We start from the raw sequence: 26,556 nt of genomic DNA, 5'->3' as shown, positions 1-26,556 counted from the left end.
TCACGCGGGCCCGGTCGCCGCCGCGATCAGCGCCGTCAGGTCGTCCTCGTACGTCAGGTAGCGGCCCGTCAGGGCGTCCGCCTCGCCGCTCAGGAGGCGCAGGAGGTTGCCGAGGGCGGTGGGGACGTCGGTGTAGCGGCCCGCGCGGCGCTGGGAGGCGAGCCAGGTGTCGATCCGGCGCTGCCAGGGGTTCTCGGCCTCGTGGGCGGGGGCGGCTCCTATGCCGATGTCCAGGAGGCCGGGGTGGTAGCTGAAGGCGGCGATGTCGTGCGGGAGGAGTTCGATCGCCAGGTTCTCGGTGAGTTTGTTGACCGCCGCTTTGGAGACCGAGTAGGCGCTGACGTAGGGCCAGCGGGTGTGGCCCGCGTGGCTGGAGATCGTGACGACCCTCCCCCGGCCGCGCTCGATCATGCCGGGCAGGACCGCGCGGCACGCCGCGAGGGTGCCGCCCAGGTTCACGTCCATCGCGCGCTGCCACTGCGCCGGGTCGCTCTCCCACACGGGGCCCGCCGGGCCGGTGACACCCGCGTTGTTGACCAGCACGTCGATGCCGCCGAGCCGGTCGGTGGCGAGCTTCACGGCGGCGGCCAGCTCGGCATCGTCGGTGACGTCGGCCACGGCGGTGACGACCCGGGGCCCGAGGTCCAGGCCGGCCGCCGCCGCGCTCCGCGACTCGGGGGTCCGGGTGGTGAGCACGAGATCCGCCCCGGCCGCGTGCACGGCCTCGGCAACGGCCCGCCCCAGGCCACCGGCGGCACCGGTGACGAGGATGCGCAGACCGGTCAGGTCAGGCGGACTTTGGGACATCACTACCTCCAGCACGAGCAAGTACGTTCCTGATCATCCGACCATGGGTGGATCTGTCGCAGGTGAACGGGGTGGGGACGCGGGGAGAGGGGACGGCGGGTGGGGCGGACGGGCTGAGCGGGCGAGCTGAGCTGCCTGCCTGCCTGCCTGGCTGGCTGGCTGGCTGCCTGGCTGGCTGCCTGGCTGCCTGGCTGCCTGGCTGCCTGGCTGGCTGGCTGCCTGGCTGGCTGGCTGCCTGGCTGGCTGGCTGCCTGGCTGCCTGGCTGGCTGGCTGGCTGGCTGGCTGGCTGGCTGAGCCGAACCCGCCCGGCCGCCCCGCCCAGCCCAGCCCAACCGTCCCAGACCGTCCGCCTCAACCCGACCGCCCCGCGCCGCACAGCCCCACCGGCCCTCCGTTCTACCTCCCGCCCTCCAGCGAAGCCGTCACCTCCCCGTCCAGGTGTTCCGCCAGCCCCCGCAGTGCCGAGTGGTCGAACACCAGCGTCGCCGGGAGGCGCAGGCCCGTCAGGGTGCTCAGTCGGTTGCGGAGTTCCACCGCCGTCAGGGAGTCGAGGCCGAACTCGTGCAGGCTCCGGTCGAGGGGGAGCGCCTCGGGGTCCGCGTGGCCCAGCAGTTCGGCGGCGATGCAGCGGACTTCGGTGAGGAGCCGTTGCGCGCGCTCGGCGGGGGCCAGGTCGCGCAGGGCGACGGCCGGGACGGTGGCCGGCGTGGCGGGCACCAGTCCGCGCAGGAGGCCGGGGGCGCCCCGCGTCCGCAGCTTGCCGAGGTCGAACCGGGCCAGGGTGAGGGCCGCCTCGTCCTGGCGGAGCGCCTCGTCGAAGAGGGCCAGCGCGAACGGGGTCGCCAGCGGCAGCGTCCCGTCGGGGAAGTCGCGGTCGCGGACGACGGCCGTCATTCCGGAGATCTCCTCCCAGAAGCTCCACGCCTGAGACTGGACGGGCAGCCCCTCGGCCCGGCGCTGCCGCGCGAACGCGTCGAGGAAGGCGTTGGCGGCGGCGTAGTTGCCCTGCCCGGGGCTGCCGAGGACGCCGGCGACGGAGGAGAAGAGGACGAACGCGGCGAGGCCGGCGTCCTTCGTGAGTTCGTGCAGGTTGAGGACCCCGTCGACCTTGGGCCGCAGCACCTCTTCCACCTGGTCGGCGGTCATCCCGGTGACGACCCCGTCGGCGAGGACCCCGGCCGCGTGCACGACGGCGACGAGGGGGTACCGGTCGGGTACGAGGCTCAGCGCGTCGGCGAGGGCTTCCCGGTCGGCGGCGTCGCAGGCGGCCACGACGACCGAGGCCCCGAGCCCGCGCAGTTCCTGTGCAAGGGCGTCCCCTCCCCCGCTGCGGCTGGTCAGCAGCAGGCTGCGCACCCCGTACGAGGTGACCAGGTGCCGGGCGAGCAGCGAGCCGAGCGTGCCGGTGCCCCCGGTGACGAGGACGGTCCCGGCGGCGAGCGAGGGCCGTTCCCCCCGGGCGGGCGCGACACGTGCCAGCTCCGGTGCCTGGAGCCGCCCCGCGCTGATCCGTACATGCGGTTGCCCGGTGGCGACGGCGTCCCCGATACGCGCCGTGGAGCGGGGGTCGCCGTCGGTCTCGACGACCAGGAACCGCCCCGGGTGCTCGGACTGCGCGGACCGGACGAGCCCTTGGGCCGCCGCGTGCGCCAGATCGCCGCTGCGGGTCAGCACGACGAGCGGTACGTCGGTGTCCCGCTCCCCGTCGAGCCACTGCTGAAGCCGGGACAGCGTGTCCAGGGTCGCCTTGCGCACGTCACCGGGCGACGGCGTGAACACGACCGGCTCCACACCCGACTCCCCTGCGGCGGCGGCGAGTTCGGTCCAGCGGATCCGGTACACGGAGTCCGTGGGCACCGCCCCGGTCAGCTCCCGCAGGGGCACGGACCGCATCCCGAGCGTGCCGGCGAACATGGGCTCACCGGTGAGGGCGAAGACGCGCACGGCGACGTCCGAGCCGCTGGGGACCAGGTGGACGTACGCCTCGGTGTCCTGGCGGTCGCCCGCCCACACGTCACGCCACACGAACGGCAGCCGTACCTCTCCTTCGGAGGTGTCGGCGGTGAACGCGAGGGCGTGCAGGGCGGCGTCGCCGAGGACGGGGTGCAGTCCGGTGCCGCCGAGTCCGCCCGGCGACTCTTCCGGGAGCCGGAGGTGCGCGAAGAGTTCCTCGCCGCGCCGCCACACGCGCCGCACCCCTCGGAAGGCGGGCCCGTACTCGTAGCCCCGCGAGGCGAGCAGCGCGTAGTCCGTGTCGGTCTCCTCCGCGTCGGACGGCACCAGGTCGGGGGTGTTCAGCGGCTCGACTCCCCTGTCGCCCAGGGTCCCTTGGGCGTGCCGCCGCCAGCGGGCACCGGGCTGGTCCGGGCGGGAGAAGACCTCGACCGTGCGCCGCTCGGGCTCTACGACGACCTGGAGTTCGGCGGCCCCCTGCCGGGACAGCACGAGCGGCGCCTCGATGATCAGCTCGTCGACTCCACCGCCGCCGGCCCGCAGCGCCAGGTCGAGGAGCGCGGTCCCGGGCAGCAGGCACGTCCCGTTGACCGCGTGGTCCGCGAGCCAGGGCAGGTCGACGGGCGAGATCCGGCTCGTGGCGACCAGTTCCCCGCTGCGCGCGGACTCGACGACCGGTCCGAGCAGCGGGTGCCCGGTCCCGGTGCGCGGTGCGGCGCTCGTCGTGAGCCAGAACCTCCGGCGCGAGAACGGCGTGGTCGGCAGGGCCACCGGCCGTCCGGCGGCGGGCGTGAGCCGTACGCCGTCCACGCCACGGACGTACAACCGCGCGGCGGACGCCAGGAAGCGGGCGGGGCCGCCGTCGTCGCGGCGCAGGGTTCCGGTGACGACGGCGTTCGCGTCGGCGGCCTCCAGGGTCTCCTCCAGGGCGGAGGTGAGTACCGGGTGGCCGCCCGATTCGACGAAGACCCGGAACCCGTCCTCGGCGAGCCGCTCGACGGCGGGTTGGAAGCGTACGGGCTCGCGGAGGTTGCGGTACCAGTACTCCCCCGTCAGCGCGCCGTCGCGCACCCACTCCAGGTCGACCGTGGAGTACATCGGCACCGATGGCGTCCCCGCCCGTACCTCGCCCAGCCGGTCCAGGAACTCTTCCCGCAGGGCCGCCATCCGGGGCGAGTGCGAGGCGTAGCCGATCCGGACGCGCCGCGCCCGCACCCCGTCGAGCGCGCACTCGGCGAGGAGGCCCTTGAGGGCGATCTCGTCCCCGGCGACGGCGGTCGCGGTGGGCCCGTTGAGCCCGGCCACCCACAGCTGGTCCGGCCACCGCTCCAGCAGCCAGTCGACCTGCTCGCGGGGCGCGGACACGGACACCATGCCGGTGCCGCCACCGAGTCCGGCGATGACCTGTCCACGTACGGCGACGATCCGCGCGGCCTCCTCCAGGGTGAGCGCGCCTGCGACGTACGCGGCGGCCAGCTCGCCGACGGAGTGGCCGAGTACGGCGTCGGGCTCGACTCCGTGGGCCCGCCACAGCGCGGCCAGGGACACGGTCACGGCGAACAGGGCGGGCTGCACGATGTCGACCCGTTCCAGCCGGTCGGGATCGGTGAGGATCTCGGTGAGGGACCAGTCGACGTGCGGGGCGAGGGCGCGTTCGCAGGCGAGGAGGGTCTCCGCGAACACGGACTCGCCCATGAGCCCGGCGGCCATGCCGGGCCACTGGGAGCCGTGTCCGGGGAACACGAAGACGACTTTCCCGGTGACGTCGGCCGTGCCGGTGACGACGTTCGGCGCCGTCCCGCCGTCGGCCAACGCCCGTACTCCGGCGTCGAGTTCACCGCCGATGACGACGGCCCGGTGGGGGAAGCGGGTGCGGGCGGCCAGGGCGTGCGCGAGGTCGCCCGGCGGCGTGGCCCGGACGGCCGGCAGGAGCCGGGCGGCCCAGTCGCGGAGGCGTTCGGGGGACTTCGCGGACAGTGGGAGGGCGACGGCCTCCGGCTCGGGGGCGGCCGAGGGAGCCGGTTCCTTCGGCGGCTCCTCCAGGATCATGTGGACGTTGGTGCCGCTGATCCCGAACGACGAGACGGCGGCCCGCGCCGGGCGCCCGCGCTGCGGCCACGGCATGCTCTCGGTCAGCAGCCGTACGTCCCCCGCCGCCCAGTCGACGTGCGGCGTCGGCGCGTCCACGTGCAGGGTCCTGGGCAGGGTGCGGTGCCGCATGGCCTGGACGACCTTGATGACCCCGCCGACCCCGGCGGCGGCCTGGGTGTGTCCGACGTTGGACTTGAGCGAGCCCAGCCACAGCGGCGCGCTGCGCCCCTGTCCGTACGTCGCGAGCAGGGCGCCCGCCTCGATCGGGTCCCCGAGGCGGGTCCCGGTGCCGTGCGCCTCGACGGCGTCGACGTCGTCGGGTCCGAGCCCGGCGTCCTGGAGGGCGAGGCGGATCACCTCGCGCTGGGCGGTGCCGCTGGGCGCGGTCAGGCCGTTGGAGGCGCCGTCCTGGTTGACGGCGGAGCCCCGGATCACGGCGAGGACGGGATGTCCGGCCCGCCGCGCGCTGGAGAGGCGCTCCAGGACGGCCATCCCGGCGCCCTCGGCCCAGCCGGTGCCGTCGGCGCCGGCGGCGAACGGCTTGCACCGGCCGTCCTCGGCCAGCGCGCCCTGTTTGCTGAACTCCAGGAACCCTTGCGGGGTTCCCATCACGGCGACCCCGCCCGCCAGCGCGAGGTCGCACTCGCCGCGCCGGATCGCCTGGGCGGCGAGGTGCAGGGCGACCAGGGAGGAGGAGCAGGCGGTGTCGACGGTGAGGGCGGGTCCGCGCAGGCCCAGGGTGTAGGCGATGCGCCCGGAGGCGACGCCGCCCTGGACGCCGGTGGCGAGGTAGCCCTCCAGCTCGCGGGGTACCCGGTCCATGTCGTTGATGTAGTCGTGGAGCATCAGCCCGGCGTACACGCCGACCCGTTCGCCGCGCAGCCCGGCGGGGTCGACGCCGGCGCGCTCCAGGGCCTCCCAGGCGGTCTCCAGGAGCAGCCGGTGCTGGGGGTCGGTGGCGAGGGCCTCGCGGGGGGAGATCCCGAAGAACTCGGCGTCGAACTCGGCCGCGTCGTGCAGGAATCCGCCCTTGCGGGTGGTGGACGTGGCGAAGAGCCGCTCCAGGTCCCAGCCCCGGTCGTCGGGGAAGCCGGAGATGGCGTCGACCTCGTCGGCGACGAGCCGCCACAGCTCGTCGGGGGTGGTGACGCCGCCGGGGTAGCGGCAGGCGAGCCCGACGAGGACGACGGGGTCGTCATCGGCGGCGGTGGCGAAGGCTGTCGGGGCGAGGGTTTCGGTGGCGTCGGTGAGTTCGCCGCGTACGTATCCGGCGATGGCGCGGACCGAGGGGTGGTCGAAGACGAGGGTGGTGGGCAGGCGCAGGCCGACGGCGGCGGCGACGCGGTCGCGCAGGCGGACGGCGTCGGCGGAGGTGAGGCCGTACTCGCGCAGGGCGCGGTCGGGTTCGATGCCGACGGGGTCGCCGAGGACGTGGGTGACCTCGCGGGTGATGACGTCGACGAGGGAGGTGCCGGTCAGGTCCGCCTTGTCGGGGAGGCGTTCGGGGGCGGTGGACCGGACGGCGGTGACGAGGGTGGCGCCGGGCCGGCAGAGGGCGACGTCGAGGGCGTCGAGGATGCGGCGGTCGGTGAGTCCTTCGGCGAGGACGAGGGTCGTTCCGGCGACGGTGACGGTGGAGCCGGTGACGGTGACCGCCAGGTCGTACTGCTCGCCGGTGACGCGCCGGGCTCCGTGGCCCTCGGTCAGGTGCCCGGCGATGAGGTCGGCGAGCCGTCCGCCGGTCACGGCGACCTCTCGGCCGGCCAGGGACGGCAGCGGCTCGCTGCCCGGCAGGGGCATCAGCTCGCCGCCCGGTCCGACGAGCTGGAGCCCTTCGTGGACGCCGGAGACGCCGAGGAGGCGGCCGGGGAGGTCGGGCAGGAAGCGGCGCAGGACCTTGCCCGTCGCGGTCTTGGGGAGTTCGTGGACCGCGCGTACCTCCACCGGCACCTTGAAGTAGGCGAGTTCGCGGCGGCAGCGGGCGAACAGGGCGGCGCAGTCGACGCCGTCGGGCCCCGGCACCACCAGGGCGACCGGGACCTGCCCGAACTCCTCGTCGGGGGCGCCGATGACGGCGGCGTCGCGGACGCCGGGGACCTTGAAGAGGACGGCCTCGATCTCGGTGGGGTGGACGTTCTCGCCGCCCCGGATGATGACGTTGCTGCGGCGGCCGGTGATGTAGAGGTAGCCGTCGGCGTCGCGGCGGGCGAGGTCGCCGGTGTGGTACCAGCCGCCCTTGAGGGCCTCGGCGGTGGCGTCGGGCCGGTTGTGGTAGCCCAGCATCACGTTGGGGGCCTTGACCCAGATCTCGCCCTCGATCCCGGCCGGCACGTCGGCGCCGGTCTCGGGGTCGACGACGCGCAGGCCGAGGCCGGGCAGCGGCAGCCCGCAGGAGCCGGGCCGGGGTTCACTCCCGGGGCGCATGGTCGCCATGGGGCCACTGGTCTCGGTACTGCCGTAGTGGTCGGTGAGCCGGACGCCGAAGGCGGCCTCGAACGACGCGGCGAGCTGCGGGGTGGTGACCGCGCCGGCGACCAGGCAGACGCGCAGCCCGTGGAGCTGGAGCCCTTCGGAGCCGGCCGCGTGGACGAGGTTGTGGTACATGGTCGGGACGCCGACGAGGAAGCTGTACGGGCGGGCGCGCAGTTCGTCGAGGACCTCGGCGGCGGAGAAGCCGGGCATGAGGTGCGCAAAGGCGCCGACGGCGGTCACGGACAGCACGCACAGGGTGTGGGCGAAGGAGTGGAACAGGGGCAGCGGCCACAGCATCGTGTCGTCCGGGGACAGTTCGATGATCGGCGTGTAGCAGGTGGCGGTGTTCCACAGGACGGCCCGCAGCGTCGACAGGACACCCTTGGGGAGGCCGGTGGTGCCGGAGGTGTAGAGCAGGAACGCGGGTTCGTCGAGGCCGAGGTCGTCGCGGGCCGGGGCGGCGGGGTCGCGGGTGACGAGGTCCTCGTACGTCTCGTCGACGACGATGACGTGCCGTTCGCCGGGCGGCAGGGCGGTGCGGACCTGGTCGGCGTGGGCGGTGTCGGTGATGACGGCGAGGGCGTCGCTGTCGGTGAGGACGTGGCCGAGTTCGGCGTCGGAGGAATGCGGGTTGACGGGGACGCCGACGCAGGCCGCCCGGTTGACGCCGAGGTAGCTCTCCACGATCTCGACGCGGTTGCCGAGGAGGATCGCGACCCGGGAGCCCCTGGGCAGGCCGAGGGCGGCGAGGTGGCCGCCGAGCCGTGCCGTGCGCAGGTCGAGGTCCGCGTAGGTGACGGACCGCCGGGTGTCGGAGAACGCGACCTTCGTGCCGCGTGTCCCGGCGTGCCCGCGCAGCAGTTCGGGCAGCGGTCGGACCAGGTCGCCGGGTGTCGCGGGCATCGGTGTCTCTTCTCGCGGTGCGGTCATGGAAAGGGTTCCCCTCGCTGTTTCGGCCACCACGAGTACATCGCATCGGCCGACGGCCGGGCCGGGTCTCGGGCGTGGTCAGGGCGTCGGGGTCGGATGGAAGACGCGGTTGTGGGGGATGTCGGGTTCGGTGCGGGCGAGTTCGGCGGCGGCGGTCACCGGGGGGACTCCGGGGTGAGGGCGGCTTCGAGGCGGCGGACGAAGGTGAGGACCTCGGCGGGGGTGCCGACGGAGACGCGGATCCAGCCGGGCATGCCGAGGTCGGTGGTGTCGCGGACGAAGGTGTCGTCGGCGAGGAGCTGCCGCGTCACCTCGGGGGCGGTGCCGGGCAGGTGGAGGGTGACGAAGTTGGTCTGCGAGGGCAGGTGGCGGATGCCGAGCCGGTCAAGGCCCGTGCACAGGGTCAGGCGGGCGGCGGCGGTGCGGATCCTGGTCTGCTCCAGGAACGCCTGGTCGGCGAGGGCGGCGCGGGCGGCGGCCTGGGCGAGCCGGTTGACGTGGAAGGGCATGGCGTCCTGGACGGCGGCGGTGCGGGCGACCGCGCCGGGGTCGCCGATGAGGGCGCCGACGCGCAGGGAGGCCAGGCCGTACGCCTTGGAGAAGCTCCGCAGGACGCTGACGTTGCCCTGTTCGCGGGCCCAGGGCAGGGCGGAGGTGAAGGAGTCGTCGGCGAACTCGGCGTACGCCTCGTCGAAGACGACGTGGGAGCCGGTGGCGCGGGCGGCGTCGCACAGGTCGTGCACGGCGTCCGCGTCCAGGACGGACCCGGTGGGGTTGTGCGGGTTGCAGACGAAGACGAGGGCCGGGCCGCGCTCCATCTGGGCGACGAGCGCCCGGTGGCCGACGCGGTGGCGGTCGAGGGGGACGGCGGTGACGTCGAGGCCGGTGGCCTCCAGGGACTTGGGGTAGCCCTGGAAGGTGGCCTCGGTGACGACGGCGCGTCCGGTGTCGCGCAGGGCGAGGGCCAGCATGAGGACGACCTCGTCGAGGCCGTTGCCGACGACGATCCGGTCGGCGGCGACGCGGTGGTGGGCGGCGAGGGCGTCGATGAGCGCGGTGTGGCTGGGGTCGGGGTAGCGGTTGACGCGCAGGAGTTCGGCGCGGGCCGCGTCGACGGCCCGGGGGCTCGCGCCCCACGGGTTCTCGCTGCGGTGCAGGCGCAGCGGGGCGGCCGGTGCCCGGGTCTGCGGGCTCATGAGAGCGCTCCCGCGACGGCCTCGGCGGTGGCGGGGCGGATGCCGGCGCTGCCGGTGGCGAGGGTGGACAGGCGCGGCAGCATGGTGGCGCGGACGATCTCGCGTTCGACCTCGGGGCCGGTGCCGGCGGTGTGCGGGCGGACCAGGGACTTCTGGAGCCGGGCCCGCTGGGCGGTCGGGACGCGTTCGGTGGAGACGCCGTACACCGCGTCGGGTCCGGCGATGATCTCCTCGACGCGGGTGCGGCCCTGGTCCAGGGCCGCGAGGGCGTCGTCGCCGAGGCGGACGCCGGCGCCCTCGCGGGCCACGGCGACGACGTCGGCGAAGGAGACCGCGCCGGTGCCGACGGTCACGGTCCTCATCGGGTCACCGTCCCGGCTGCCGGGCGGGGTGGCGGCCACTCGGGGTGTCCGTTCACGGCGTTCCTTCCTGTCGAACCGGTGATGTGGGGGGACACCGCCGGTGGGGGGACGCGGGGTGCGCGCGTCGGCGGTGGTGGGAGCCCGTTCCGGGAAAGGGGGTGATCTAGGAGACCGCGCCCGATGCGGGGGTCGACGACGTCAGGTGCACGTCGGACATCTCGTTCCGCATCAGATCTCCCGCCGCCTTTGGTCGGAGAACGTGTTTCCGGGCTGACACCAGCAAAGACCTTGACTATTCAGGCGTCACGCCGCCGTGCCGCACCGTGGCACGAGGGCGACGGAGCGTGCACGGGTAAGGGCGGTCTTCTCCCGGGAAGTTCCTTACGACCGGCCCGCCGGCCCGTCGAGGCGGGCCCGCTGATCCGGCGTCAGCTCCAGCCGCTCCGCCGCGAGGTTCTCCTCCAGGTGGTCGATCCGCGCGGTGCCGGGAATCGGGAGGACGACCGGTGAGCGCGCCAGCAGCCAGGCCAGGGCGACCTGGGTGGGGGTCGCCGCCAACTCGGCGGCCACGGCGGCGACTTCGGCGCGCTCCCCGGTGTTGCCCCAGGCGACTGGGCGCCACGGCAGGAAGGCGATGCCGTACGCCTCGCAGGCAGCGAGGACGGGGTCGTGCTCGCGGTCGAGGAGGTTGTAGCGGTTCTGGACGCTCGCGATGTCCACGATCCGCCGGGCCTGCCCGAGTTCGGTGACGCCCACCTCGGACAGCCCGATCCGCCCGATCTTCCCCTCGTCCCGCAACTCCCGCAGGGCGCCCACCTGTTCGGCGAGGGGCACCTCGGGGTCGACGCGGTGCAGCTGGAGCAGTTCGATCCGCTCGACGCGCAGCCGGCGCAGTGCCTGTTCGACCTGCCCGCGCAGCACGCCGGGCCGCCCGTCGAGCCTCCACTCGCCCTCCGGGGAGCGCGCGACGCCGACCTTGGTGGTGACGACGAGACCGGCCGGGTAGGGGTGCAGGGCCTCGGCGAGGAGTTCCTCGTTGGCGCCCCCGCCGTACAGGTACGCGGTGTCGACGAGGGTCACGCCCAGCTCGACGGCCCGCCGGGCGACCGCGAGGGAGGTCTCGCGGTCCCGTGCGGGCTCGGTCGGCAGGTGCATCGCGCCGAAGCCGAGCCGCCGTACTTCCGGGTCCCCACCGATACGGAACATCCCGGCACGCTAACAGGAAGGCCCCGGCGGGGAGTTCAGGTCCGGGAAAGGTCCAGGGCGATGTCCACGAGCATGTCCTCCTGCCCGCCGACGAGACCGCGCCGGCCGACCTCCAGGAGGAGGGTCCGCGCGTCGACGCCGTAGCGTTCGGCGGCGATCTCGGCGTGGCGCAGGAACGACGAGTACGCGCCCGCGTACCCGAGCGTGAGGGTCTCCCGGTCGACCTGGACCGGGCGGTCGCGCAGGGGCCGTACGAGGTCGTCGGCGGCGTCCTGGAGGGCGAACAGGTCGCAGCCGTGTTTCCAGTCCTGGAGGTCGGCCACGGCGACGAACGCCTCGATGGGGCAGTTCCCGGCGCCCGCGCCCTGTCCGGCGAGGGAGGCGTCGACGCGGGTGACGCCCTCCTCGACGGCGACGACGGAGTTGGCGACGGACAGGGAGAGGTTCTCGTGGGCGTGGATGCCGATCTGTGTCTGCGGGGCGAGGACGTCCCGGTAGGCGCGGACGCGGTCGCGGACGCCGTCCATCGTGAGGCGGCCGCCGGAGTCGGTGACGTAGACGCAGTGCGCGCCGTACGACTCCATCAGCTTGGCCTGCTGCGCGAGTTGGTGGGCCGGGGCCATGTGGCTCATCATCAGGAACCCGGCGACGTCCATGCCGAGGTCGCGGGCCTTCGCGATGTGCTGGGCGGCGATGTCGGCCTCGGTGCAGTGGGTGGCGACGCGGACCGAGCGCACCCCGAGGGCGTGGGCCTGTTCGAGTTCGGCGATGGTGCCGATGCCGGGCAGCAGGAGGGTGGTGAGGACAGCGTCGTCGATCGCGTCGGCGGCGGCCTCGATCCACTCCCAGTCGGTGTGGCTGCCGGGCCCGTAGGTGAGGGAGCCGCCCGCGAGGCCGTCGCCGTGGGCGACCTCGATCGCGTCGACCCCGGCCGCGTCGAGGGCGCGCGCGATACGGGCCACGTCGGCGGGGGCGATGCGGTGGCGGATGGCGTGCATGCCGTCCCGCAGGGTGACGTCCTGGAGGTACAGCTCGGTGCTCATCGGCGGGCCTTCGCTATCGTCTCGGCGACGCGCAGGGCGGCCGACGTCATGATGTCCAGGTTCCCGGCGTACGCGGGCAGGTAGTGGGCGGCGCCCTCGACTTCCAGGAACACCGAGACCCGGGTGGTGACCGGGCCGGCGTCCGGCGGGACGAGGGTGTGTACGGGTTCGTCCGGCGTGACCGGCGTGAACTGCACCTCCTGCTTGAGCCGGTAGCCGGGCACGTACTGGGCGACGCGCTCGGCCATCTCCTTCACGGACGCCCGGATCGCGTCGTGGTCGGCGTCGCCGGTCAGACACAGCACCGTGTCCCGCATGATCATGGGCGGTTCGGCGGGGTTGAGGACGATGACCGCCTTGCCGCGCGCGGCCCCGCCGACCGTCTCGATCGCGTGCGAGGTCGTCTCGGTGAACTCGTCGATGTTGGCGCGGGTGCCGGGCCCGGCGGACTTCGAGGCGATCGACGCGACGATCTCCCCGTAGTGGACCGGGGTCACGGCCGCGACCGCCGCGACCATCGGGATGGTGGCCTGGCCGCCGCAGGTGACCATGTTGACGTTGTCCGCGTCGAGTTGGTCCTCCAGGTTGACCGACGGCACCACGAAGGGGCCGAGGGCGGCGGGCGTCAGGTCGATGAGCCGCTTGCCGTACGGGGCGAGCTTCTGCGCGTTCGCGAGGTGTGCCTTCGCCGACGTCGCGTCGAAGACGATCGCGATCTCGTCGAAGCCGGGCATGGCGATCAGGCCGTCCACGCCCTCGTGCGTCGTCGGCACCTTGAGCCGCGCCGCGCGGGCGAGGCCGTCGGACTCCGGGTCGATGCCGACGAGTGCGGCGACCTCCAGGGTGTCCGACAGGCGCAGGATCTTGATCATCAGGTCGGTGCCGATGTTGCCGGAGCCGATGACGGCGACCTTGGTCGTACGGGGAGTCATCCGTCCCTCTTCTCCGAGAACACCGCCGACACCTCGCCCAGTTCCCCCACCTCCGCGCGGATCCGAGTCCCCGGCAGCGCCGGGACCATCGGGCCGAGGGCCCCCGACAGCACGACCTGCCCGGCCCGCAGCGGCTCCCCGAAGGCCAGCGCCGTACGGGCCAGCCACGCCAGCGCGTTCAGCGGGTCGCCCAGGCAGGCGGCGCCCGAACCCTCGGAGACGAGGACACCGTCGGCGTACAGACGCATCGGCGCCTCGCGGGGCTGGAACTCGTCGAGGGTGAGCCGGTGTCGGGCCAGGACGTACAGTCCGCTGGACGCGTTGTCGGCGACCGTGTCGGCGAGGGTGATGTCCCAGCCGGCGATCCGGCTGTCGACGATCTCCAGCGCGGCGACCGCGTACCCGACGGTGTCGCGGACCCGCGCCGGGTCGGTGACGTCCGCCTTCAGGACGAACGCGATCTCCGCCTCCGCCTTGGGCTGCAGGAGCCGCTCCGAGGGCACCTCGGGCAGCGCGGAGACGTCCATGTCGGCGAAGAGGACACCGAAGTCGGGCTGGTCGACGCCCAGTTGGGCCTGGACGGCGGGCGAGGTCAGGCCGATCTTGCGGCCGACGACCACCGCGCCCCCGGCGAGCCGTCGCCGGGTCAGCTCCTGCTGCACGGCGTACGCGGCGTCGAGGTCACCCGTGCCGATGAGGTCCCGCACGGGAGCCACCGGGCGGGCCTGGGCAGTGGCCCGCGCCAGCCGCTCCGCCGCTTCCTGGACCGAGGTCATACCGTTCACCTTCCTTGCGCCGTCGCGACGGCGAACCCGGCGATCCACGCGGGGACCGGCTCGTAGAAACGGGACGTCATGTCGTAGGACCCGGTCGCGGCGAGCGAGGCGAAGGCGGCGATCCAGGCACGGACCTCGTGCGCGGAGCCCCCGCCCTCGGCGGCCATCCCGGCGACGGTCCAGGCGTCGAACGCGGTCAACTCGCCTTTCTCCAGGTGGTCGAGGAGCCGGTTGTCCCACTCCGGGTTGATCGGGACCATCGCCGAGGACCCGGCCGCGTACGCGCGGCCCGCCTCGACGACGCGCCGCTCGCCGCGCTCGCGCTGCTCCGGCGTCGGGGGGCGGCCCTCGATGAGGGCGTCGGCGACGCGGGGCGGAGCGCCGTCGAGGACGGGGACCGGCGGGTCGTGGGAGAGGCCGCCGGACGCGAGGAACAGGACCCGCCGGTCGAGGGCCCCGGCCGCCTCGCCGATCGCCGTGCCCAGGGCGCGGATCCGGCTGACCGGGCCGAGCGGGGTGGCGACGCCGTTGACGAAGACGGGGACGACGGGGACGCGGTCGATGCCGCCGAAGAGGACGTCGAGGGGCTGCGCGAAGCCGTGGTCGACGGTCATGCGGGCGGAGACGGTGAGGTCGACGCCCCGGTCCAGGACGCCCTGGGCGAGGGCTCGGGCGGCGGCCGTGTCGACCGACAGGGGTCCTGCGGGGGTGCCGAAGTCACCCACCGCGTGGGCCTCGGTGGCCAGGCAGAAGGGGGGCATCTCCTTGTAGAAGAAGCCGTTGTAGTGGTCGGGGGCGTACAGGACGACGAGGTCGGGGGCGAAGTCCCGGATGAAGTCCCGGGCCTCGTCCACGGCGTTCTCGACCCGGAGGAGGACCTCGGGGGCGGGGTCGTTCTTCCCGATGAGCGGCGAGTGGGACAACCCCACGGCTGCTGCGGTCATGGCGGTGGTTCCTCTTGACGGTGGATGCCTCAGGGGTGGATGACGAGCTTGCCGGTGAGTTCGCCGTCGATCATGAGCTGGAATCCCTGGTGGATGTCCGCCAGCGGCAACGCGCGGTCGATGACCGGCCGGGTCCCGGTCGCCTCCATCATCCGCAGCATCGCGACGAGTTCGGAGCGGGTGGCGCCGGTCGAGCCGAGGATGCGCTGCTGGAGGTAGAAGATCCGGCCGAGGTCGGCTGGGGGGTTCGTGCCGCTGGTGGCGCCCGCGATGACGACCGTCCCGCCGGGGCGCAGCGCCTTCAGCGAGTGCGGCCAGGTCGCCTCCCCGACCGTCTCGATGACGACGTCGACGCGTTCCGGGAGCCGTTCGCCGGTGCCGAGGGCCGCGCGGGCGCCCCAGGAGAGGGCCTCGGCGCGTTTGGCCCCGCTGCGGCTCGTGGCGTACACGACCGCGCCGGCGGCGACGGCGAGGCGGATCGCGGCGGAGGCGACACCGCCGCCCGCGCCCTGGACGAGGACCCGGTCCCCGGCGGTGACGCGGGCCTGGGTGAACAGCATGCGGTAGGCGGTGCTCCAGGCGACGGGGAGGCAGGCGGCCTCGTCGAAGGAGAGCCACGCGGGTTTCGGCACGAGGTTGCGGGTCGGGACGGTCAGGTACTCGGCGAAGGCCCCGTCGTGCCGTTCGGACAGCAGGGCCCGGCCGGGGTCGAGGGTCTCATCACCCCGGCCCGCGTCGGGGTCGCCGAGGACGGGGTGGACGATGACCTCGTTGCCGTCCTCGTCGTACCCGGCCGCGTCGCAGCCCAGGACGATCGGGAGCCGCTCGGGCGGGTGGCCGACGCCTCTCAGGGTCCACAGGTCGTGCATGTTGAGCGAGGAGGCCACGACACGGACCCGGGACCAGCCCGGCGCCGGCTCGGGCACGGGGGCGTCGCGCAGCACCAGGCCCGACAGGGGGTCGGTGGCGCTCTGGGAGATGGCGGTTGCAGCTAGCACGTAGTCACCGTGGACCGTGCCGGGCGGCCGGCCCCAGCCGGTGTTCCGCTGGGCAGCACACGAGGTCGGCCCGGCTCGTGTTCCGCTGGGCAGCACACGAGGCGCGCTCCCCCTCCGGTGGGACGGGGGCGCGTGTCTACAGTGGTCGCGTGTCCTCAGAGAACGCCATGGTGGCCCACAACATCCGGCTGCTCAGGGAGCGGCGTGGCCTGTCCCTGGCCGAGCTGGCGCGGCGGTCGAAGCTGGCGAAGCAGACGCTGTCCCGGCTGGAGCAGGGGTCGGGCAACCCCACGGTGGACACGCTGTTCGCCATCGCGGCGGCGCTGGGGGTGCCGGTGGCCCGGCTGGTCGCGGAACGGCAGACGTCGGTGATCGTGCAGCGGGGCGACGAGGTGGTGTGGGAGTGCGGCGCCGGCTTCGAGTCGCGGGCGCTCGGGCTGGTGTACGGCTCGGGTGTCGTCGAGAACTACCTGCTGCGGGTGGGCGGGCGCGCGGGCGGTGCGTCCGAGCCGCATCCGACGGGCACGCTGGAGCATCTGTACGTGGTCAGCGGGCGGGTGCGGGTGGGGCCGGAGGATAGCCCGGTGGAGCTGTCGGCGGGCGACTCGGTGCGCTATCCGGGCGACCGGCCGCATGTGTACGAGTCGCTGGACGGCGAGAGTGTCGTGCATGTCGTGGTGAGCGTGCCGTACGGGGGCGGGCGGCGCTGAAGGAAACGGTCTTGCCCCGAGGTCTGCCCTCCAGGGCCTGGACCTGGGGCGATGGGCCTCGGTACGAAAGAGAGGCCCTTGTCTGAACGTTGGACGGAGACCGCCATGCACGCCCACGACAGGCCGGACCGGAAGCCCGCCAAGGCCCCGCGACCGGACCGGGGACCGGAGGCCGAGGCGGCGGACCCACGCGTACGGCTGCTGACGGCGTCCGTGCTGGGGGCGTTGCAGCGCAGCGTCGGGAACGCGGCGGTGAGCCGGATGGTGTCCGGTGAGAACGAGCAGGCGCCGGTGCAGCGGTCGTCGGCGCACGACGTGCTGCGCTCGTCCGGCAAGCCCCTCGCCGAGCCGGTCCGCGCCGACATGGAGTCCCGCCTCGGGCACGACTTCTCCGACGTACGCCTGCACACGGGCGAGGCGGCGCGGCGCTCTGCGGCCGAACTCGGCGCGCGGGCCTGGACGTCGGGCAACCATGTCGTGATCGGCAAGGGCGGCGGGGACCCGCACACGCTGGCGCACGAGCTGACACACGTCGTGCAGCAGCGGCAGGGGCCGGTCTCGGGTACGGACAACGGGTCGGGCCTGTCGGTGTCGGACCCCTCGGACCGCTTCGAGCGGGAGGCGGAGGCGACGGCACGGCGGGTGATGTCCCGTCCGGCGGGGGACGCGGCGCCGGCGCAGACCGCGCCCGCCCACCACGGGCACCACCATGAGGCTCCGGTGCAGCGCATGGAGGGGGTGGAGGCCGAGTTCGACAAGCGCGCCCGGGACCGGCTCGGCGGGAAGCTGCCCGGGGACACGCATCTCGCGAACAGCTCGCGGGAGAAATTCTCGGTCGTCTCGGACAGCCGGGGGCTGACCGGTGGCGGTTCGTACTCCAACATCGAGTTCGTGTCGGGCGCCGTGCAGGTGGTGGGGACGAAGAAGGACGCCGGTCCGGACGAACTCGACCGGATCGTCGACGAGATGAAGCGGGTGCGGGACGCCTTCTACGCGGCGGTGGAGGGGACCGCGCTGGCGGATGCGACCGTGGGTCTGGAGCTGCTGCCCGCCGCCGAGGGGGTGACGCTCAGCAGCGAGGGCTACACCGAGACGTCCGGTATGCCGGGCCGGGGTGACGGCCTGTACGTGCAGTACACGATCGGCATTCCGCTGGCCGGGGTGCCGCTGGTGTTCGACCACTACCGGGAGGAGGCCCCGGAGGTCGCGCGGGCACCCCTGCCACGGGCGCTGTTCCGGCTGAACCAGGCGAAGCCCTTCGCGGCGGCCGAGGTCACGAAGTTCGAGAACTCGGCCGCCGGGAAGAAGCGCAACCGGGACACGAGCGAGACGGACTCCCTGAACGGCTTCCTCCAGCTCTACTTCACCCAGGTCGCGGCGATGGCCGACTATGTCGCGCAGGACCGCGACCAGGGCCAGATCAAGAACCAGACGATCTTCCTGTCCCGGTCGAACCTCACCGACACCTACCGGCTGCTCCCCCAGGACGTGCAGGCGTATCTGCGCAAGAACAACAACCACATCGTCAACCGGCTGGCGGCGTTCCAGGAGAAGACGGAGGTGCCGGACCAGACCCTGGAGTTCTTCGACAACAGCACCCGGCAGCTCAACGGCCTGGAGGAGGTGAGCCTGGAGACCTACGCGAAGTCGGCGCTGCGGGGTGAGCCGGAGGTGGCCCAGCAGCAGGTGTTCGGCGGGATGAAGGAGATTCCCCCGCACGACGTCGAGGGCACCCAGGTGATCCCGATGGAGATCCGCGCGATCGGCAACTACTTCAAGACCTGGGACGAGATCAAGGCCGAACTCCGCAAGATCGCCGGGTGGGCGCAGGAGGGCTACGAACGGGACCAGGAACTCGGCGGCGGCTCGGGCGCCAGCAAGAGCAGGCGCTGACGGGCGCTCAGGCGGCGGGCCGTACGCTGAGCGCGCGGGCCGCCGCGTACGCCACTCTGCGCAGGGCGGGCGCGTAGCGGGCGGGGTCGAAGCGGTGGTCGGCTCCGGCGACGGAGAGCGCGGCGACCGGCCGGCCGCCGGGTCCCATGATGGGGACGGCGACGCAGGTGAGGCCGAGGGCGACCTCCTGGCGGTCGTAGGCGATGCCGTCGCGGCGGATGCGGCCGAGGTCGGCGCGCAGCCGGTCGGGGTCGGTGAGGGTGTACTCGGTGCGCGCGGGCAGTCCGGCCGCGACGGCGGCCTCGGCGGCGTCGTGGTCGAAGGCGAGGAGAGCCTTGCCGACGCCCGTGCAGTAGGCGGGCAGGCGGGCGCCGATGCGGGAGGGGGAGCGGGTCACGCGGTGGCCGTGGATCTTGTTGACGTACACGATCTCGGTGCCGCGCAGGACCGCGAGGTGAACGGTTTCGTGGGTGAGCTCGTACAGGTCGGCGAGGTAGGGCAGGAGCCGTTCCTGGAGGAGCTGGGGGGTGGGGCCGTAGACGCGGTTGCCCATGTCGTAGAGCTGGGCGCCGAGGCGGTAGTTGCTGCCGACCCGCTCGACGAGTTCGTTGCGCTGGAGGATGCCGAGCAGCCGGAAGGCCGTGGACTTGGTGAGGCGGGCCCGGCGGGCCAGTTCGCTCACCCCGATGTCGCCGTCCTCCTCGGCGAGGGACTTGAGCAGGACCAGCGCCTTGTCGACCGCGGTCTGCTGGTCGGGGGCGGGGTCGGGGTGGTCGGCAAAAGGCGGGACAGGCATGGGGGACTCCAGGGGAAGAAGCACCTGACGACCATTGAAGTGGACGCGCGTCCAACCTATGAGACACATGCGGCGGTTGTAAACGTCTTGTGCTGGTGCCCGCAATCCCGGTTCCACCCACCCGGGTTGTGGTGGGCGGGACCCTTTTTCACTGGCCGAAAAGCCGGTCGCGGGTCTCGGGCAGGGCGAGCGCGCGACCGAGGCCGACGGTGAACGCGCCGGTGACGATCCAGCCGTTCTGCGTGGTGGGGGCCTTGTGCCGGTGTGCGGAACGGGAGAAGGGCGCCCCGGTGTGCCGCACCACGGAACGGCTGCTGGGCCGCTCAGAGCCCTGTGGCGTCTGCTGGGGTCATGCAGCGAAACGACACCGTCAGCGGGTACTTCGATCTCGACCGCGGGCTCGTCGACCGCCGGATCTTCGCCGACCCCGCCGTGTACCGGCAGGAGCTGCGCCGCGTCTTCGCGCCGAGCTGGCTCTTCCTCGCGCACGAGAGCCAGTTCACGAAGCCGGGCGACTTCTTCACGACGTACCTGGGCGAGGACCCGGTGATCGTCGCGCTGGGCCGGGACCGCAGGCTGCGGGCGTTCCTCAACGCGTGCCGGCACCGGGGGATGCGGGTGTGCCGGGCCGACGCGGGCGCCACGAAGGCGTTCACGTGCAGTTACCACGGCTGGTCGTACGACACCTCCGGGAAGCTGGTCAACGTCCCCAACGGGGAGGACTACCCGGCCCACTTCGACCGCGAGCAGTGGGGGTTGGTGGAGGTCGCGCAGGTCGAGACGTACAAGGGGCTGGTGTTCGGGACGTGGAACCCCGAAGCGCCGCCGCTCGTCGAGGCGTTGGGCGGGATGACCTGGTACCTGGACGCGATGCTGGACCGCGACCCGCGGGGCACGGAGGTCGTGGGCGGGGTCCACAAGTGGGTCCTGGAGGGCAACTGGAAGCTCGCCGCCGAGCAGTTCGCCTCCGACTGGTACCACGTCAACATCTCGCACGCGTCCGCGCTGATGGTCATGTCGCCCAGCGGCAAGGGTCCCAAGACGGACATCGCGCAGACGCCGGGCCGCCAGTTCACCGACCCCCTCGGGCACGGGGCGGGTTTCCCCACGCACCCCAAGAGCCGCTTCGACGACCGGGTCGTGCACGACTGGTACGACTACGACGCCCTGCGCGCCCGCCTCGGTGACACCCGTGTCGAGGGCCCGATGACGACCGGGCACGCGACGGTCTTCCCGAACTTCTCCTACCTCCCCGTCAACGGCTCCATCCGCGTCTGGCACCCCAAGGGCCCCGACAGGATGGAGGTCTGGGCCTGGACGATCGTCGACAGGTCGATGCCGGACGAGGTGAAGGACGCCCAACGCCTGTACAACCTGCGGACGTTCGGACCCACCGGGATCTTCGAGCAGGACGACGGCGAGAACTGGAGCGAGGTCCAGGCCACCGCGCACGGCTTCGTCTCCGGCTCCCTGACCCTCAACTACCAGATGGGCCTGGGCCTGGAGACCGAGGACGGCGTCCACCCCGGGACCACGGGCCGCCTCTACAGCGACGGCGCCGCGCGCGGCTTCTACGCCCGCTGGCGCGACCTGATGAACACGCCCGCGTGGCACGAGCAGAAGGACTCCCGATGAACACCACGACCACCGGTATCCGCATCGCCGAGACCGGCGACATCGAGGAGGGCGAGGCGCTGCGCGTCCCGGCCGAGGAGACCGGCCACGGCGACGCGATCGCCGTCTTCCACGACGACGGCGCCTACTACGCCCTCGACGACACCTGCACCCACGGGCAGGCGTCGCTCTCCGAGGGCTGGATCGAGAACGGCGAGGTGGAGTGCCCGCTGCACAGCGCCCGCTTCTGCCTGCGCTCGGGCGAGCCCCAGTGCATGCCGGCGACCGTGGCGCAGCGCACGCACCGCGTCGAGGTCCGCGACGGCGGCGTGTGGCTGCACCCGGGGAGCGAGGCGTGAAACGTATCGCGGTGGTCGGCGCGGGCCTAGCCGCCGTCTCCACCTGCGCGGCCCTGCGCGCCCAGGGCTACGACGGCCGACTCACCCTGTACTCCGCCGAGTCGGGCCTCCCCTACGACCGTCCCCCGCTCAGCAAGGACGTCCTCCTCGGCAAGGCCGACCGCACGGACGTCCTGCTGCGCCCCGCCGACTGGTACGAGACCCAGCGCATCGGCCTCCGGCAGGCGACCCCGGTCCGGGCGATCCGCCCCGGCGAGGGCGCGCTCGAACTCGCCGACGGCACCCGCGAGTTCACCGACCGCGTCGTCCTCGCGACCGGCGGTACGCCGCGCACGGTGCCCGGCGCTCAGGTGCTGCGGGACTGGGCGGACGCGGAACGCCTGCGCGCACAACTCCTGCCGGGGGCCAGGGTCGTGGTGATCGGCGCGGGGTTGATCGGCGCGGAAACGGCTGCTGCGGCAAGGGCGTCGGGCTGCGAGGTGACGATCGTCGACCCGGTCCCGGTACCGCTGGCCTCGGTGGTCGGGGACGACATCGCGGGCGCCCTGCACGCCCGGCACACCGCCGAGGGCATCAGCCTCGTCACAGCGGGGGTGGACCGCGTCGAGGGCTCGGCCGTCGTCACGACCGACGGCCGCCGTATCACCGCCGACACGGTCGTGGCCGGCATCGGCATCCGCCCCGCCACCGAACTCGCCGCGCACGCTGGCCTGTTGGTGGACAACGGCATCGTGGTGAGCCCCGCCCGCGCCACCTCCCACCCCCACGTGTACGCCGTGGGCGACGTGGCCCGGCAGAACGGCCACCCGATCCGCCACGAGCACTGGGAGGCGGCCCAGCGGGACGGCGAGGCCGCCGCGCACGGCATCCTGGGCCGCCCCGCCCCCTCGCCGGGCGCCCCCTGGTTCTGGTCCGACCGCCACGGCACCCGCCTCGAAGCGGCCGGCACGATGACGGACGCCTCCCGCGTCGTCCTGCGCGGCACCCCCGGCTCCGGTGCCTTCACGGCGTTCGGTCTGCACGCCGGACGGCTGGTCGCGGCGGCGGCGATCGACCGGGGCCGCGACATCAAGGCGGCGCGGCGGATCATCGACCGTCAGGTCCCGGTCGACGCGGACCAACTCGCCGACGAGAGCCTCGACTTGCGCACTTTCCTCAAGCGCTGACGCGCCGCGTGCCACCCCTCGGCACACGCGCTCCCCGAACCACCCCCGCCGCGCTGGAATGACCCCCACGCGGCCCGCAGGAGGACCACCTCGATGAGCATTCACCCACCGGAGACGCCGGAAGCCACGGCGGCCCTCTCCGACGCCGCCCTCCGCCTCCACGTCGAGGTCCAGCGCCTGTACGCCGTCGAGGCCCGCCTCCTCGACCAGCACCGCTACGCCGACTGGCTGGACCTCTTCGCCGAGGACCTCCACTACTGGGCGCCGGTCCGCACGAACCGGCTGCGGCGGCAGCAGAGCATGGCCGACGGAGCCCCCGGCGAGGTCGCGGTCTTCGACGAGACGAAGGCCAGCCTCGCCTGGCGGATCCGCCGCTTCGACTCGGGCATGGCGTGGGCGGAGGACCCGCCGTCCCGTACCCGGCATCTGGTCACCAACGTCCTGGTCGACCCCGGCGAGGAGCCCGGCACCTACACGGCGACCTCGGACTTCCTCTGCTACCGCAACCGGCTGGAGCGCGAGGTCGACCTGTACGCGGGCGGCCGTACGGACACCCTGCGCCGCACCGAGGACGGTGGCCTGCTGATCGCCCGCCGCACGATCCTGCTCGACCAGAACGTCCTGCTCGCCAAGAACATCAGCACCTTCCTGTGAACCGGAGCCGCGCGTGACCACTGAAGACACCCCAGAGGTGAAGCTCGTCGAGCACACCGTGTCCACCTCGCTCGGAACCGTCGCGGTGAGCGAGGCCGGGGCGGGTCCGGCGCTGGTGATGCTGCACGGCGGCGGTCCCGGCGCGAGCGCGGTCGCCAACTACGCGCAGAACCTCCCGGCGTTGACCGAACGCTTCCGGGTGATCCTGCCCGACCAGCCCGGGTTCGGCGGGAGTTACCGCCCCACGGAGGCCGACCTCGACGCCCGCAGCATCACCGAGATCACCGTGGACGCCCTGCTCCAGACCCTGGACTCGCTCGGCGTGGACCGCTTCCACCTCCTGGGCAACAGCCTCGGCGGGGCCGCCGCCATCGCGACCGCCCTCGAAGTCCCGGACCGGGTCGAGAAGCTGGTGCTGATGGCGCCCGGCGGCGGCTGGCTGCCGTTCGGCCCGACGCCGACCGAGGGCCAGAAGGCGATGTTCCGCTACTACAACGGCGAGGGCCCGACGCTGAAGAAGATGCGGGACTTCATCGGCGTGATGACCGCCGAGCCGAAACGCTGGACGGACACCGCGCAGGCCCGCTACGAGGCGTCGCTCGACGAGACCCACATCGCCTTCTACCACCGCTACAACGCCGCGTTCGCCAAACGCCACGGCATGGATCCGCTCTGGCAGCGCGTCCACCGGATCGAGGCGCCGACGCTCCTGCTGTGGGGCCGCGACGACCGCACGATCACCCTGGACGGCGCCCAGCTGATGCTGAAGCAGATCCGGGACGTCCAGCTGCACGTGTTCGGGGGCTGCGGCCACTGGGTGCAGCTGGAGCGGCGGGCCGAGTTCGAGCGGCTGGTCTCCGGCTTCCTCACGGAGGGCTGAGCGATGGGCTGGCTGGACAGTGACGTCGCCCTGATCACGGGCGGGGGCTCGGGCATCGGGCGGGCGGTGGCGCTGCGGTTCCTCGACGAGGGCGCGCGGGTCGCCGTGTTCGGGCGCGACGAGGACCAGTTGAAGGAGGTCGTCGAGGAGGCCGGGGACCTCGGGGAGCGGATGCTGACCATCGCCGGGGACGTGCGGGAGCCCGACGATCTGCACCGCGCGGTGCGGGCGACGGTGGAACGGTTCGGGCGGCTGGACGTGCTGGTGCCGAACGCCGGGATCTGGGACTACCACCGCAGCCTGACCCGCCTGGACGGCAGCCAACTCGCCGACGCGTTCGACGAGTTGTTCGCCGTCAACGTCAAGGGCTACGCCCTCACCGTGGAGGCGGCCTGGCGTGAACTCGTCGCGAACAGCGGCAACATCGTCATGACGCTGTCCAACGCCTCCTTCCACACCGACGGCGGCGGCGCCCTCTACACCGCCAGCAAGCACGCCTGTCTCGGCCTGCTGCGCCAGTTCGCCTACGAACTGGCGCCCCGGGTCCGCGTCAACGGCGTCGCCGTCGGCGGGATGCGCACCCAGTTGCGCGGCCCGGAGAGCCTCGGCCTCCAGGACCGTACGCTCGCCGCGTCGTTCGCCCGCAACGAGGCGTCCGGCGTCGAGCAGCCGCCGCTGATCCCGCTGTACGGCTCCAGCGTCGAGCCGGAGGACTTCACCGGCCCGTACGTCCTGCTCGCCTCCCGCGTCAACAGCTCCACCGTCACCGGCGCCGTGATCCCCGCCGACGGCGGCATCGCCGTACGCGGCTTCCGCAGCGCGGCCGGTGGCGCCGGACTCTGATCCGCCCTGCCCCTCTCCCGTACGACCCGTCCATCGAAGGAGCCGACGCCATGGCCGCCGTCGACATCAGTCCCGCCACGGCGCTCTCGCGCAGAGCCCAGTCCCCGACCGCCGCCGCTCTCGTGTACGAGGGCCGGGAGATCTCCGCCGCCGAACTCAGCCGTACGGTGGGCGAGTTGGCGGCCGGGCTCGCGGAGTACGGGGTGCGGCGGGGGGACCGGGTCGCGTATCTGGGGTTCAACAGCGCGGCCTTCTTCGAGACGTTCCTCGCGGCGGCGCACCTCGGGGCGGTGTTCGTGCCGGTGAACTTCCGGCTCGCGGCGGACGAGGTGCGGCACATCCTCGTCGACAGCGGGGCGCACACGCTGGTCGTGGAGGAGGGGCACCGGGAGGTCGTGGAAGAGGTGCTGGACGCCGTACCGGCCCGTCGGCACCTCCTCGTCGACACCGACCCGGCGTGCCCGGCGGCCCCGGAGCCCGGCGCCGGGTGGACGCCGCTGTCGGAGCTGCTGGGCGGCGGGCGGGCGGCGCGGGAGCGGACCGTGCTGCACGAGGGCGACCTCGCGGTCCTGATGTACACGTCCGGGACGACCGGGCGTCCCAAGGGCGTGATGCTGACGCACGGCAACGTGTGGTGGAACGCGGTCAACGTGGACAGTGTCGTGGACACCCGCGCCGACGACGTGAACCTCGCCGTCGCCCCGCTCTTCCACATCGGCGGCCTCAACGCCCTGACGCTGCGCACCCTGTTGCGGGGCGGCACGGTCGTCCTGCGGCGGGCCTTCGACCCCGTCCAGTGCCTGGCCGACCTGGTGGAGCACCGGGCGACCAGCTTCTTCGGGGTGCCCGCGATGTACGCGGCCCTCACCCGCGTACCCGGCTTCGACCGGGCCGACCTCGGGGCGCTGCGCTCCGCGATCGTGGCGGGGGCGCCGGTGCCGCCGGGGCTGATCACGGAGTACGGGGAGCGGGGTGTCCTGCTCCAGCAGGCGTGGGGGCTGACGGAGACGGCGCCGTTCGCGACGTACCTCCCGGCGGGGCTGACGCTGGAGAAGACCGGGTCGGCGGGGACGCCGATGCCGTACACGGAGGTCTGTATCACCCGTCCCGGTACGGGAGTTCGCGTGCACGAGGCGGACGCGCGCGGGGAGATCTGTGTGCGGGGGCCCAATGTGACGCCGGGGTACTGGAACGACCCGGACGCGACGCGGGCCGCGTTCGACGACGCGGGGTGGTTCCACACGGGGGACGTCGCGTACCGGGACGCGGACGGGCACTACTACATCGTCGACCGCCTCAAGGACATGATCATCTCGGGTGGGGAGAACGTGTACCCGGCGGAGGTGGAGCGGGTCCTGCACGCCTGCCCCGGTGTCCTGGACGCCGCCGTCGTCGGGGTCCCCGACCCGAAGTGGGGCGAGACGGTCCTCGCCGTCCTGAGCTGCGCCCCGGGCGCGGCGCCGAGCGTGGACGACGTACGGGACTTCGCGGGCCGGCACCTCGCCCGCTACAAGCTGCCCACCCGGGTCCTGGTCGCGGAGCGGCTGCCGCGCAACGCGAGCGGGAAGCTCGACAAGGCGCAGCTGCGGCGCTGGGTCGAGCAGCGGACGGCCGCGGCACGATGATCCGGCGCGTCCACCGGCACCCCGTGCGTGCCTGCTACCCCTACGGCGCCCACGACCTCCTGGTCGAACTCCCCCTGCCCTCCCCCGACCCGCTGCCCGCCCTCTTCGCCGCCCACCCCCGCTGCCGCCGGGTCGTCGCCGCGCCCGCCGAGGAGGACACCGCCGGCCAACTCGCCCTGGAGGCGGCCGGGTTCCGCCGGATCGCCGAGGCCGACCTGCCCACGGGGACCGTGGTCCTGTACGTCGCCGAGCCGCCGGAGGTCATGCGGGTCCCAACTGCCCTGGACGACATGCCGCATTGAGGG

22 protein-coding genes are annotated in these 26,556 nt (G+C 73.3%); 10 read left to right on the top strand and 12 right to left on the bottom strand.

Annotation, left to right across the window (positions count from 1 at the left end; genetic code table 11):
• The 10 genes from ACLZOT_RS34200 to ACLZOT_RS34155 form a co-directional block, all read right to left on the bottom strand.
• The gene (locus tag ACLZOT_RS34200) at nucleotides 1–807 is read right to left on the bottom strand and encodes an SDR family oxidoreductase (RefSeq protein WP_416973035.1); all 807 of its coding nucleotides are present in this window, start codon (nucleotides 805–807) and stop codon (nucleotides 1–3) included.
• A gap of 397 nt (nucleotides 808–1,204) precedes the next feature.
• Nucleotides 1,205–8,227, bottom strand: coding sequence for an SDR family NAD(P)-dependent oxidoreductase (locus tag ACLZOT_RS34195; RefSeq protein WP_416973034.1), 7,023 nt, complete (start codon nucleotides 8,225–8,227; stop codon nucleotides 1,205–1,207).
• Between the two features lie 182 nt (nucleotides 8,228–8,409).
• Nucleotides 8,410–9,450, bottom strand: coding sequence for a pyridoxal phosphate-dependent aminotransferase (locus ACLZOT_RS34190; protein WP_416973033.1), 1,041 nt, complete (start codon nucleotides 9,448–9,450; stop codon nucleotides 8,410–8,412).
• Nucleotides 9,447–9,812 carry an aromatic amino acid lyase gene (locus ACLZOT_RS34185; protein WP_416973032.1) on the bottom strand — a complete coding sequence of 122 codons (366 nt, stop codon included), beginning with the start codon at nucleotides 9,810–9,812 and terminating at the stop codon, nucleotides 9,447–9,449. The genes ACLZOT_RS34190 and ACLZOT_RS34185 overlap by 4 nt, the downstream gene beginning before the upstream one ends.
• 381 nt (nucleotides 9,813–10,193) lie before the next feature.
• Nucleotides 10,194–11,018 carry an aldo/keto reductase gene (locus ACLZOT_RS34180; protein ID WP_416973031.1) on the bottom strand — a complete coding sequence of 275 codons (825 nt, stop codon included), beginning with the start codon at nucleotides 11,016–11,018 and terminating at the stop codon, nucleotides 10,194–10,196.
• 35 nt (nucleotides 11,019–11,053) lie between these two features.
• Nucleotides 11,054–12,061 (bottom strand): 4-hydroxy-2-oxovalerate aldolase, encoded by a 1,008-nt coding sequence (dmpG, locus tag ACLZOT_RS34175; RefSeq protein WP_416973030.1) that lies wholly within the window; start codon nucleotides 12,059–12,061, stop codon nucleotides 11,054–11,056.
• Nucleotides 12,058–12,993: an acetaldehyde dehydrogenase (acetylating) gene (locus tag ACLZOT_RS34170; protein WP_416973029.1), complete on the bottom strand. Its 936-nt coding sequence runs from the start codon at nucleotides 12,991–12,993 to the stop codon at nucleotides 12,058–12,060. The genes dmpG and ACLZOT_RS34170 overlap by 4 nt, the downstream gene beginning before the upstream one ends.
• A complete protein-coding gene (locus tag ACLZOT_RS34165) occupies nucleotides 12,990–13,769 on the bottom strand; it encodes a 2-keto-4-pentenoate hydratase (protein ID WP_416973028.1) in 780 nt (259 codons plus the stop codon). The genes ACLZOT_RS34170 and ACLZOT_RS34165 overlap by 4 nt, the downstream gene beginning before the upstream one ends.
• 5 nt (nucleotides 13,770–13,774) lie before the next feature.
• Nucleotides 13,775–14,713, bottom strand: coding sequence for a 3-carboxyethylcatechol 2,3-dioxygenase (locus ACLZOT_RS34160; RefSeq protein ID WP_416973027.1), 939 nt, complete (start codon nucleotides 14,711–14,713; stop codon nucleotides 13,775–13,777).
• A gap of 29 nt (nucleotides 14,714–14,742) precedes the next feature.
• Complete coding sequence (locus ACLZOT_RS34155) at nucleotides 14,743–15,711, bottom strand: zinc-binding dehydrogenase (protein WP_416973026.1); 969 nt, start codon at nucleotides 15,709–15,711, stop codon at nucleotides 14,743–14,745.
• 149 nt (nucleotides 15,712–15,860) lie between these two features.
• On the opposite strand from ACLZOT_RS34155, the gene ACLZOT_RS34150 reads away from it, so the two are divergent.
• Together ACLZOT_RS34150 and ACLZOT_RS34145 are read left to right on the top strand one after the other, a co-directional pair.
• Nucleotides 15,861–16,421 carry a helix-turn-helix domain-containing protein gene (locus ACLZOT_RS34150; protein WP_416973025.1) on the top strand — a complete coding sequence of 187 codons (561 nt, stop codon included), beginning with the start codon at nucleotides 15,861–15,863 and terminating at the stop codon, nucleotides 16,419–16,421.
• Nucleotides 16,422–16,526: 105 nt separating this feature from the next.
• The gene (locus tag ACLZOT_RS34145) at nucleotides 16,527–18,314 is read left to right on the top strand and encodes a DUF4157 domain-containing protein (protein ID WP_416973024.1); all 1,788 of its coding nucleotides are present in this window, start codon (nucleotides 16,527–16,529) and stop codon (nucleotides 18,312–18,314) included.
• 7 nt (nucleotides 18,315–18,321) lie between these two features.
• Here the strand turns inward: ACLZOT_RS34145 and ACLZOT_RS34140 are convergent, their stop codons facing one another.
• Both ACLZOT_RS34140 and ACLZOT_RS34135 read right to left on the bottom strand, forming a co-directional pair.
• Entirely contained in the window at nucleotides 18,322–19,110 is a 789-nt protein-coding gene (locus ACLZOT_RS34140; protein WP_416973023.1) for an IclR family transcriptional regulator, read from the bottom strand.
• 148 nt (nucleotides 19,111–19,258) lie between these two features.
• Entirely contained in the window at nucleotides 19,259–19,414 is a 156-nt protein-coding gene (locus tag ACLZOT_RS34135; protein ID WP_416973022.1) for a hypothetical protein, read from the bottom strand.
• A 47-nt stretch (nucleotides 19,415–19,461) separates the two neighbouring features.
• On the opposite strand from ACLZOT_RS34135, the gene ACLZOT_RS34130 reads away from it, so the two are divergent.
• The 8 genes from ACLZOT_RS34130 (at nucleotide 19,462) to ACLZOT_RS34095 (ending at nucleotide 26,553) form a co-directional block, all read left to right on the top strand.
• Nucleotides 19,462–20,745, top strand: a complete 1,284-nt coding sequence (locus ACLZOT_RS34130) for an aromatic ring-hydroxylating dioxygenase subunit alpha (RefSeq protein WP_416973021.1) — start codon at nucleotides 19,462–19,464, stop codon at nucleotides 20,743–20,745.
• The gene (locus ACLZOT_RS34125) at nucleotides 20,742–21,083 is read left to right on the top strand and encodes a bifunctional 3-phenylpropionate/cinnamic acid dioxygenase ferredoxin subunit (protein ID WP_416973020.1); all 342 of its coding nucleotides are present in this window, start codon (nucleotides 20,742–20,744) and stop codon (nucleotides 21,081–21,083) included. Before ACLZOT_RS34130 ends, ACLZOT_RS34125 begins: the two co-directional genes overlap by 4 nt.
• Nucleotides 21,080–22,249 carry an NAD(P)/FAD-dependent oxidoreductase gene (locus ACLZOT_RS34120; protein WP_416973019.1) on the top strand — a complete coding sequence of 390 codons (1,170 nt, stop codon included), beginning with the start codon at nucleotides 21,080–21,082 and terminating at the stop codon, nucleotides 22,247–22,249. The genes ACLZOT_RS34125 and ACLZOT_RS34120 overlap by 4 nt, the downstream gene beginning before the upstream one ends.
• Nucleotides 22,250–22,342: 93 nt before the next feature.
• A complete protein-coding gene (locus ACLZOT_RS34115) occupies nucleotides 22,343–22,903 on the top strand; it encodes a 3-phenylpropionate/cinnamic acid dioxygenase subunit beta (protein ID WP_416973018.1) in 561 nt (186 codons plus the stop codon).
• Nucleotides 22,904–22,916: 13 nt separating this feature from the next.
• On the top strand, nucleotides 22,917–23,783 hold the full coding sequence (locus tag ACLZOT_RS34110; RefSeq protein WP_416973017.1) for an alpha/beta fold hydrolase: 867 nt from the start codon (nucleotides 22,917–22,919) through the stop codon (nucleotides 23,781–23,783).
• 3 nt (nucleotides 23,784–23,786) lie between these two features.
• A complete protein-coding gene (locus ACLZOT_RS34105) occupies nucleotides 23,787–24,626 on the top strand; it encodes an SDR family NAD(P)-dependent oxidoreductase (RefSeq protein WP_416973016.1) in 840 nt (279 codons plus the stop codon).
• A 50-nt stretch (nucleotides 24,627–24,676) separates the two neighbouring features.
• Nucleotides 24,677–26,251, top strand: coding sequence for an acyl-CoA synthetase (locus ACLZOT_RS34100; protein ID WP_416973015.1), 1,575 nt, complete (start codon nucleotides 24,677–24,679; stop codon nucleotides 26,249–26,251).
• Complete coding sequence (locus tag ACLZOT_RS34095) at nucleotides 26,248–26,553, top strand: hypothetical protein (RefSeq protein ID WP_416973014.1); 306 nt, start codon at nucleotides 26,248–26,250, stop codon at nucleotides 26,551–26,553. Before ACLZOT_RS34100 ends, ACLZOT_RS34095 begins: the two co-directional genes overlap by 4 nt.
• The last annotated feature ends 3 nt before the right edge of the window (nucleotides 26,554–26,556 follow it).

It is taken from the genome of Streptomyces sp. 4F14, from assembly GCF_048159485.1.
GTDB lineage: Bacteria > Actinomycetota > Actinomycetes > Streptomycetales > Streptomycetaceae > Streptomyces.
Note: the sequence above shows the minus strand (reverse complement) of the source record. Positions and strands in the feature narration are given on the sequence as shown.

Bases quoted from the DNA above. Each gene is read 5' to 3' on its own strand.
- ACLZOT_RS34145 (WP_416973024.1), top strand. From the start codon at position 16,527: ATGCACGCCCACGACAGGCCGGACCGGAAGCCCGCCAAGGCCCCGCGA.
- ACLZOT_RS34180 (WP_416973031.1), bottom strand. From the start codon at position 11,018: ATGTTCCGTATCGGTGGGGACCCGGAAGTACGGCGGCTCGGCTTCGGC.
- ACLZOT_RS34100 (WP_416973015.1), top strand. From the start codon at position 24,677: ATGGCCGCCGTCGACATCAGTCCCGCCACGGCGCTCTCGCGCAGAGCC.
- dmpG (WP_416973030.1), bottom strand. From the start codon at position 12,061: ATGAGCACCGAGCTGTACCTCCAGGACGTCACCCTGCGGGACGGCATG.
- ACLZOT_RS34165 (WP_416973028.1), bottom strand. From the start codon at position 13,769: ATGACCTCGGTCCAGGAAGCGGCGGAGCGGCTGGCGCGGGCCACTGCC.
- ACLZOT_RS34115 (WP_416973018.1), top strand. From the start codon at position 22,343: ATGAGCATTCACCCACCGGAGACGCCGGAAGCCACGGCGGCCCTCTCC.
- ACLZOT_RS34200 (WP_416973035.1), bottom strand. From the start codon at position 807: ATGTCCCAAAGTCCGCCTGACCTGACCGGTCTGCGCATCCTCGTCACC.
- ACLZOT_RS34105 (WP_416973016.1), top strand. From the start codon at position 23,787: ATGGGCTGGCTGGACAGTGACGTCGCCCTGATCACGGGCGGGGGCTCG.
- ACLZOT_RS34170 (WP_416973029.1), bottom strand. From the start codon at position 12,993: ATGACTCCCCGTACGACCAAGGTCGCCGTCATCGGCTCCGGCAACATC.
- ACLZOT_RS34130 (WP_416973021.1), top strand. From the start codon at position 19,462: ATGCAGCGAAACGACACCGTCAGCGGGTACTTCGATCTCGACCGCGGG.
- ACLZOT_RS34140 (WP_416973023.1), bottom strand. From the start codon at position 19,110: ATGCCTGTCCCGCCTTTTGCCGACCACCCCGACCCCGCCCCCGACCAG.
- ACLZOT_RS34125 (WP_416973020.1), top strand. From the start codon at position 20,742: ATGAACACCACGACCACCGGTATCCGCATCGCCGAGACCGGCGACATC.
- ACLZOT_RS34185 (WP_416973032.1), bottom strand. From the start codon at position 9,812: ATGAGGACCGTGACCGTCGGCACCGGCGCGGTCTCCTTCGCCGACGTC.
- ACLZOT_RS34195 (WP_416973034.1), bottom strand. From the start codon at position 8,227: ATGCCCGCGACACCCGGCGACCTGGTCCGACCGCTGCCCGAACTGCTG.
- ACLZOT_RS34160 (WP_416973027.1), bottom strand. From the start codon at position 14,713: ATGACCGCAGCAGCCGTGGGGTTGTCCCACTCGCCGCTCATCGGGAAG.
- ACLZOT_RS34190 (WP_416973033.1), bottom strand. From the start codon at position 9,450: ATGAGCCCGCAGACCCGGGCACCGGCCGCCCCGCTGCGCCTGCACCGC.
- ACLZOT_RS34095 (WP_416973014.1), top strand. From the start codon at position 26,248: ATGATCCGGCGCGTCCACCGGCACCCCGTGCGTGCCTGCTACCCCTAC.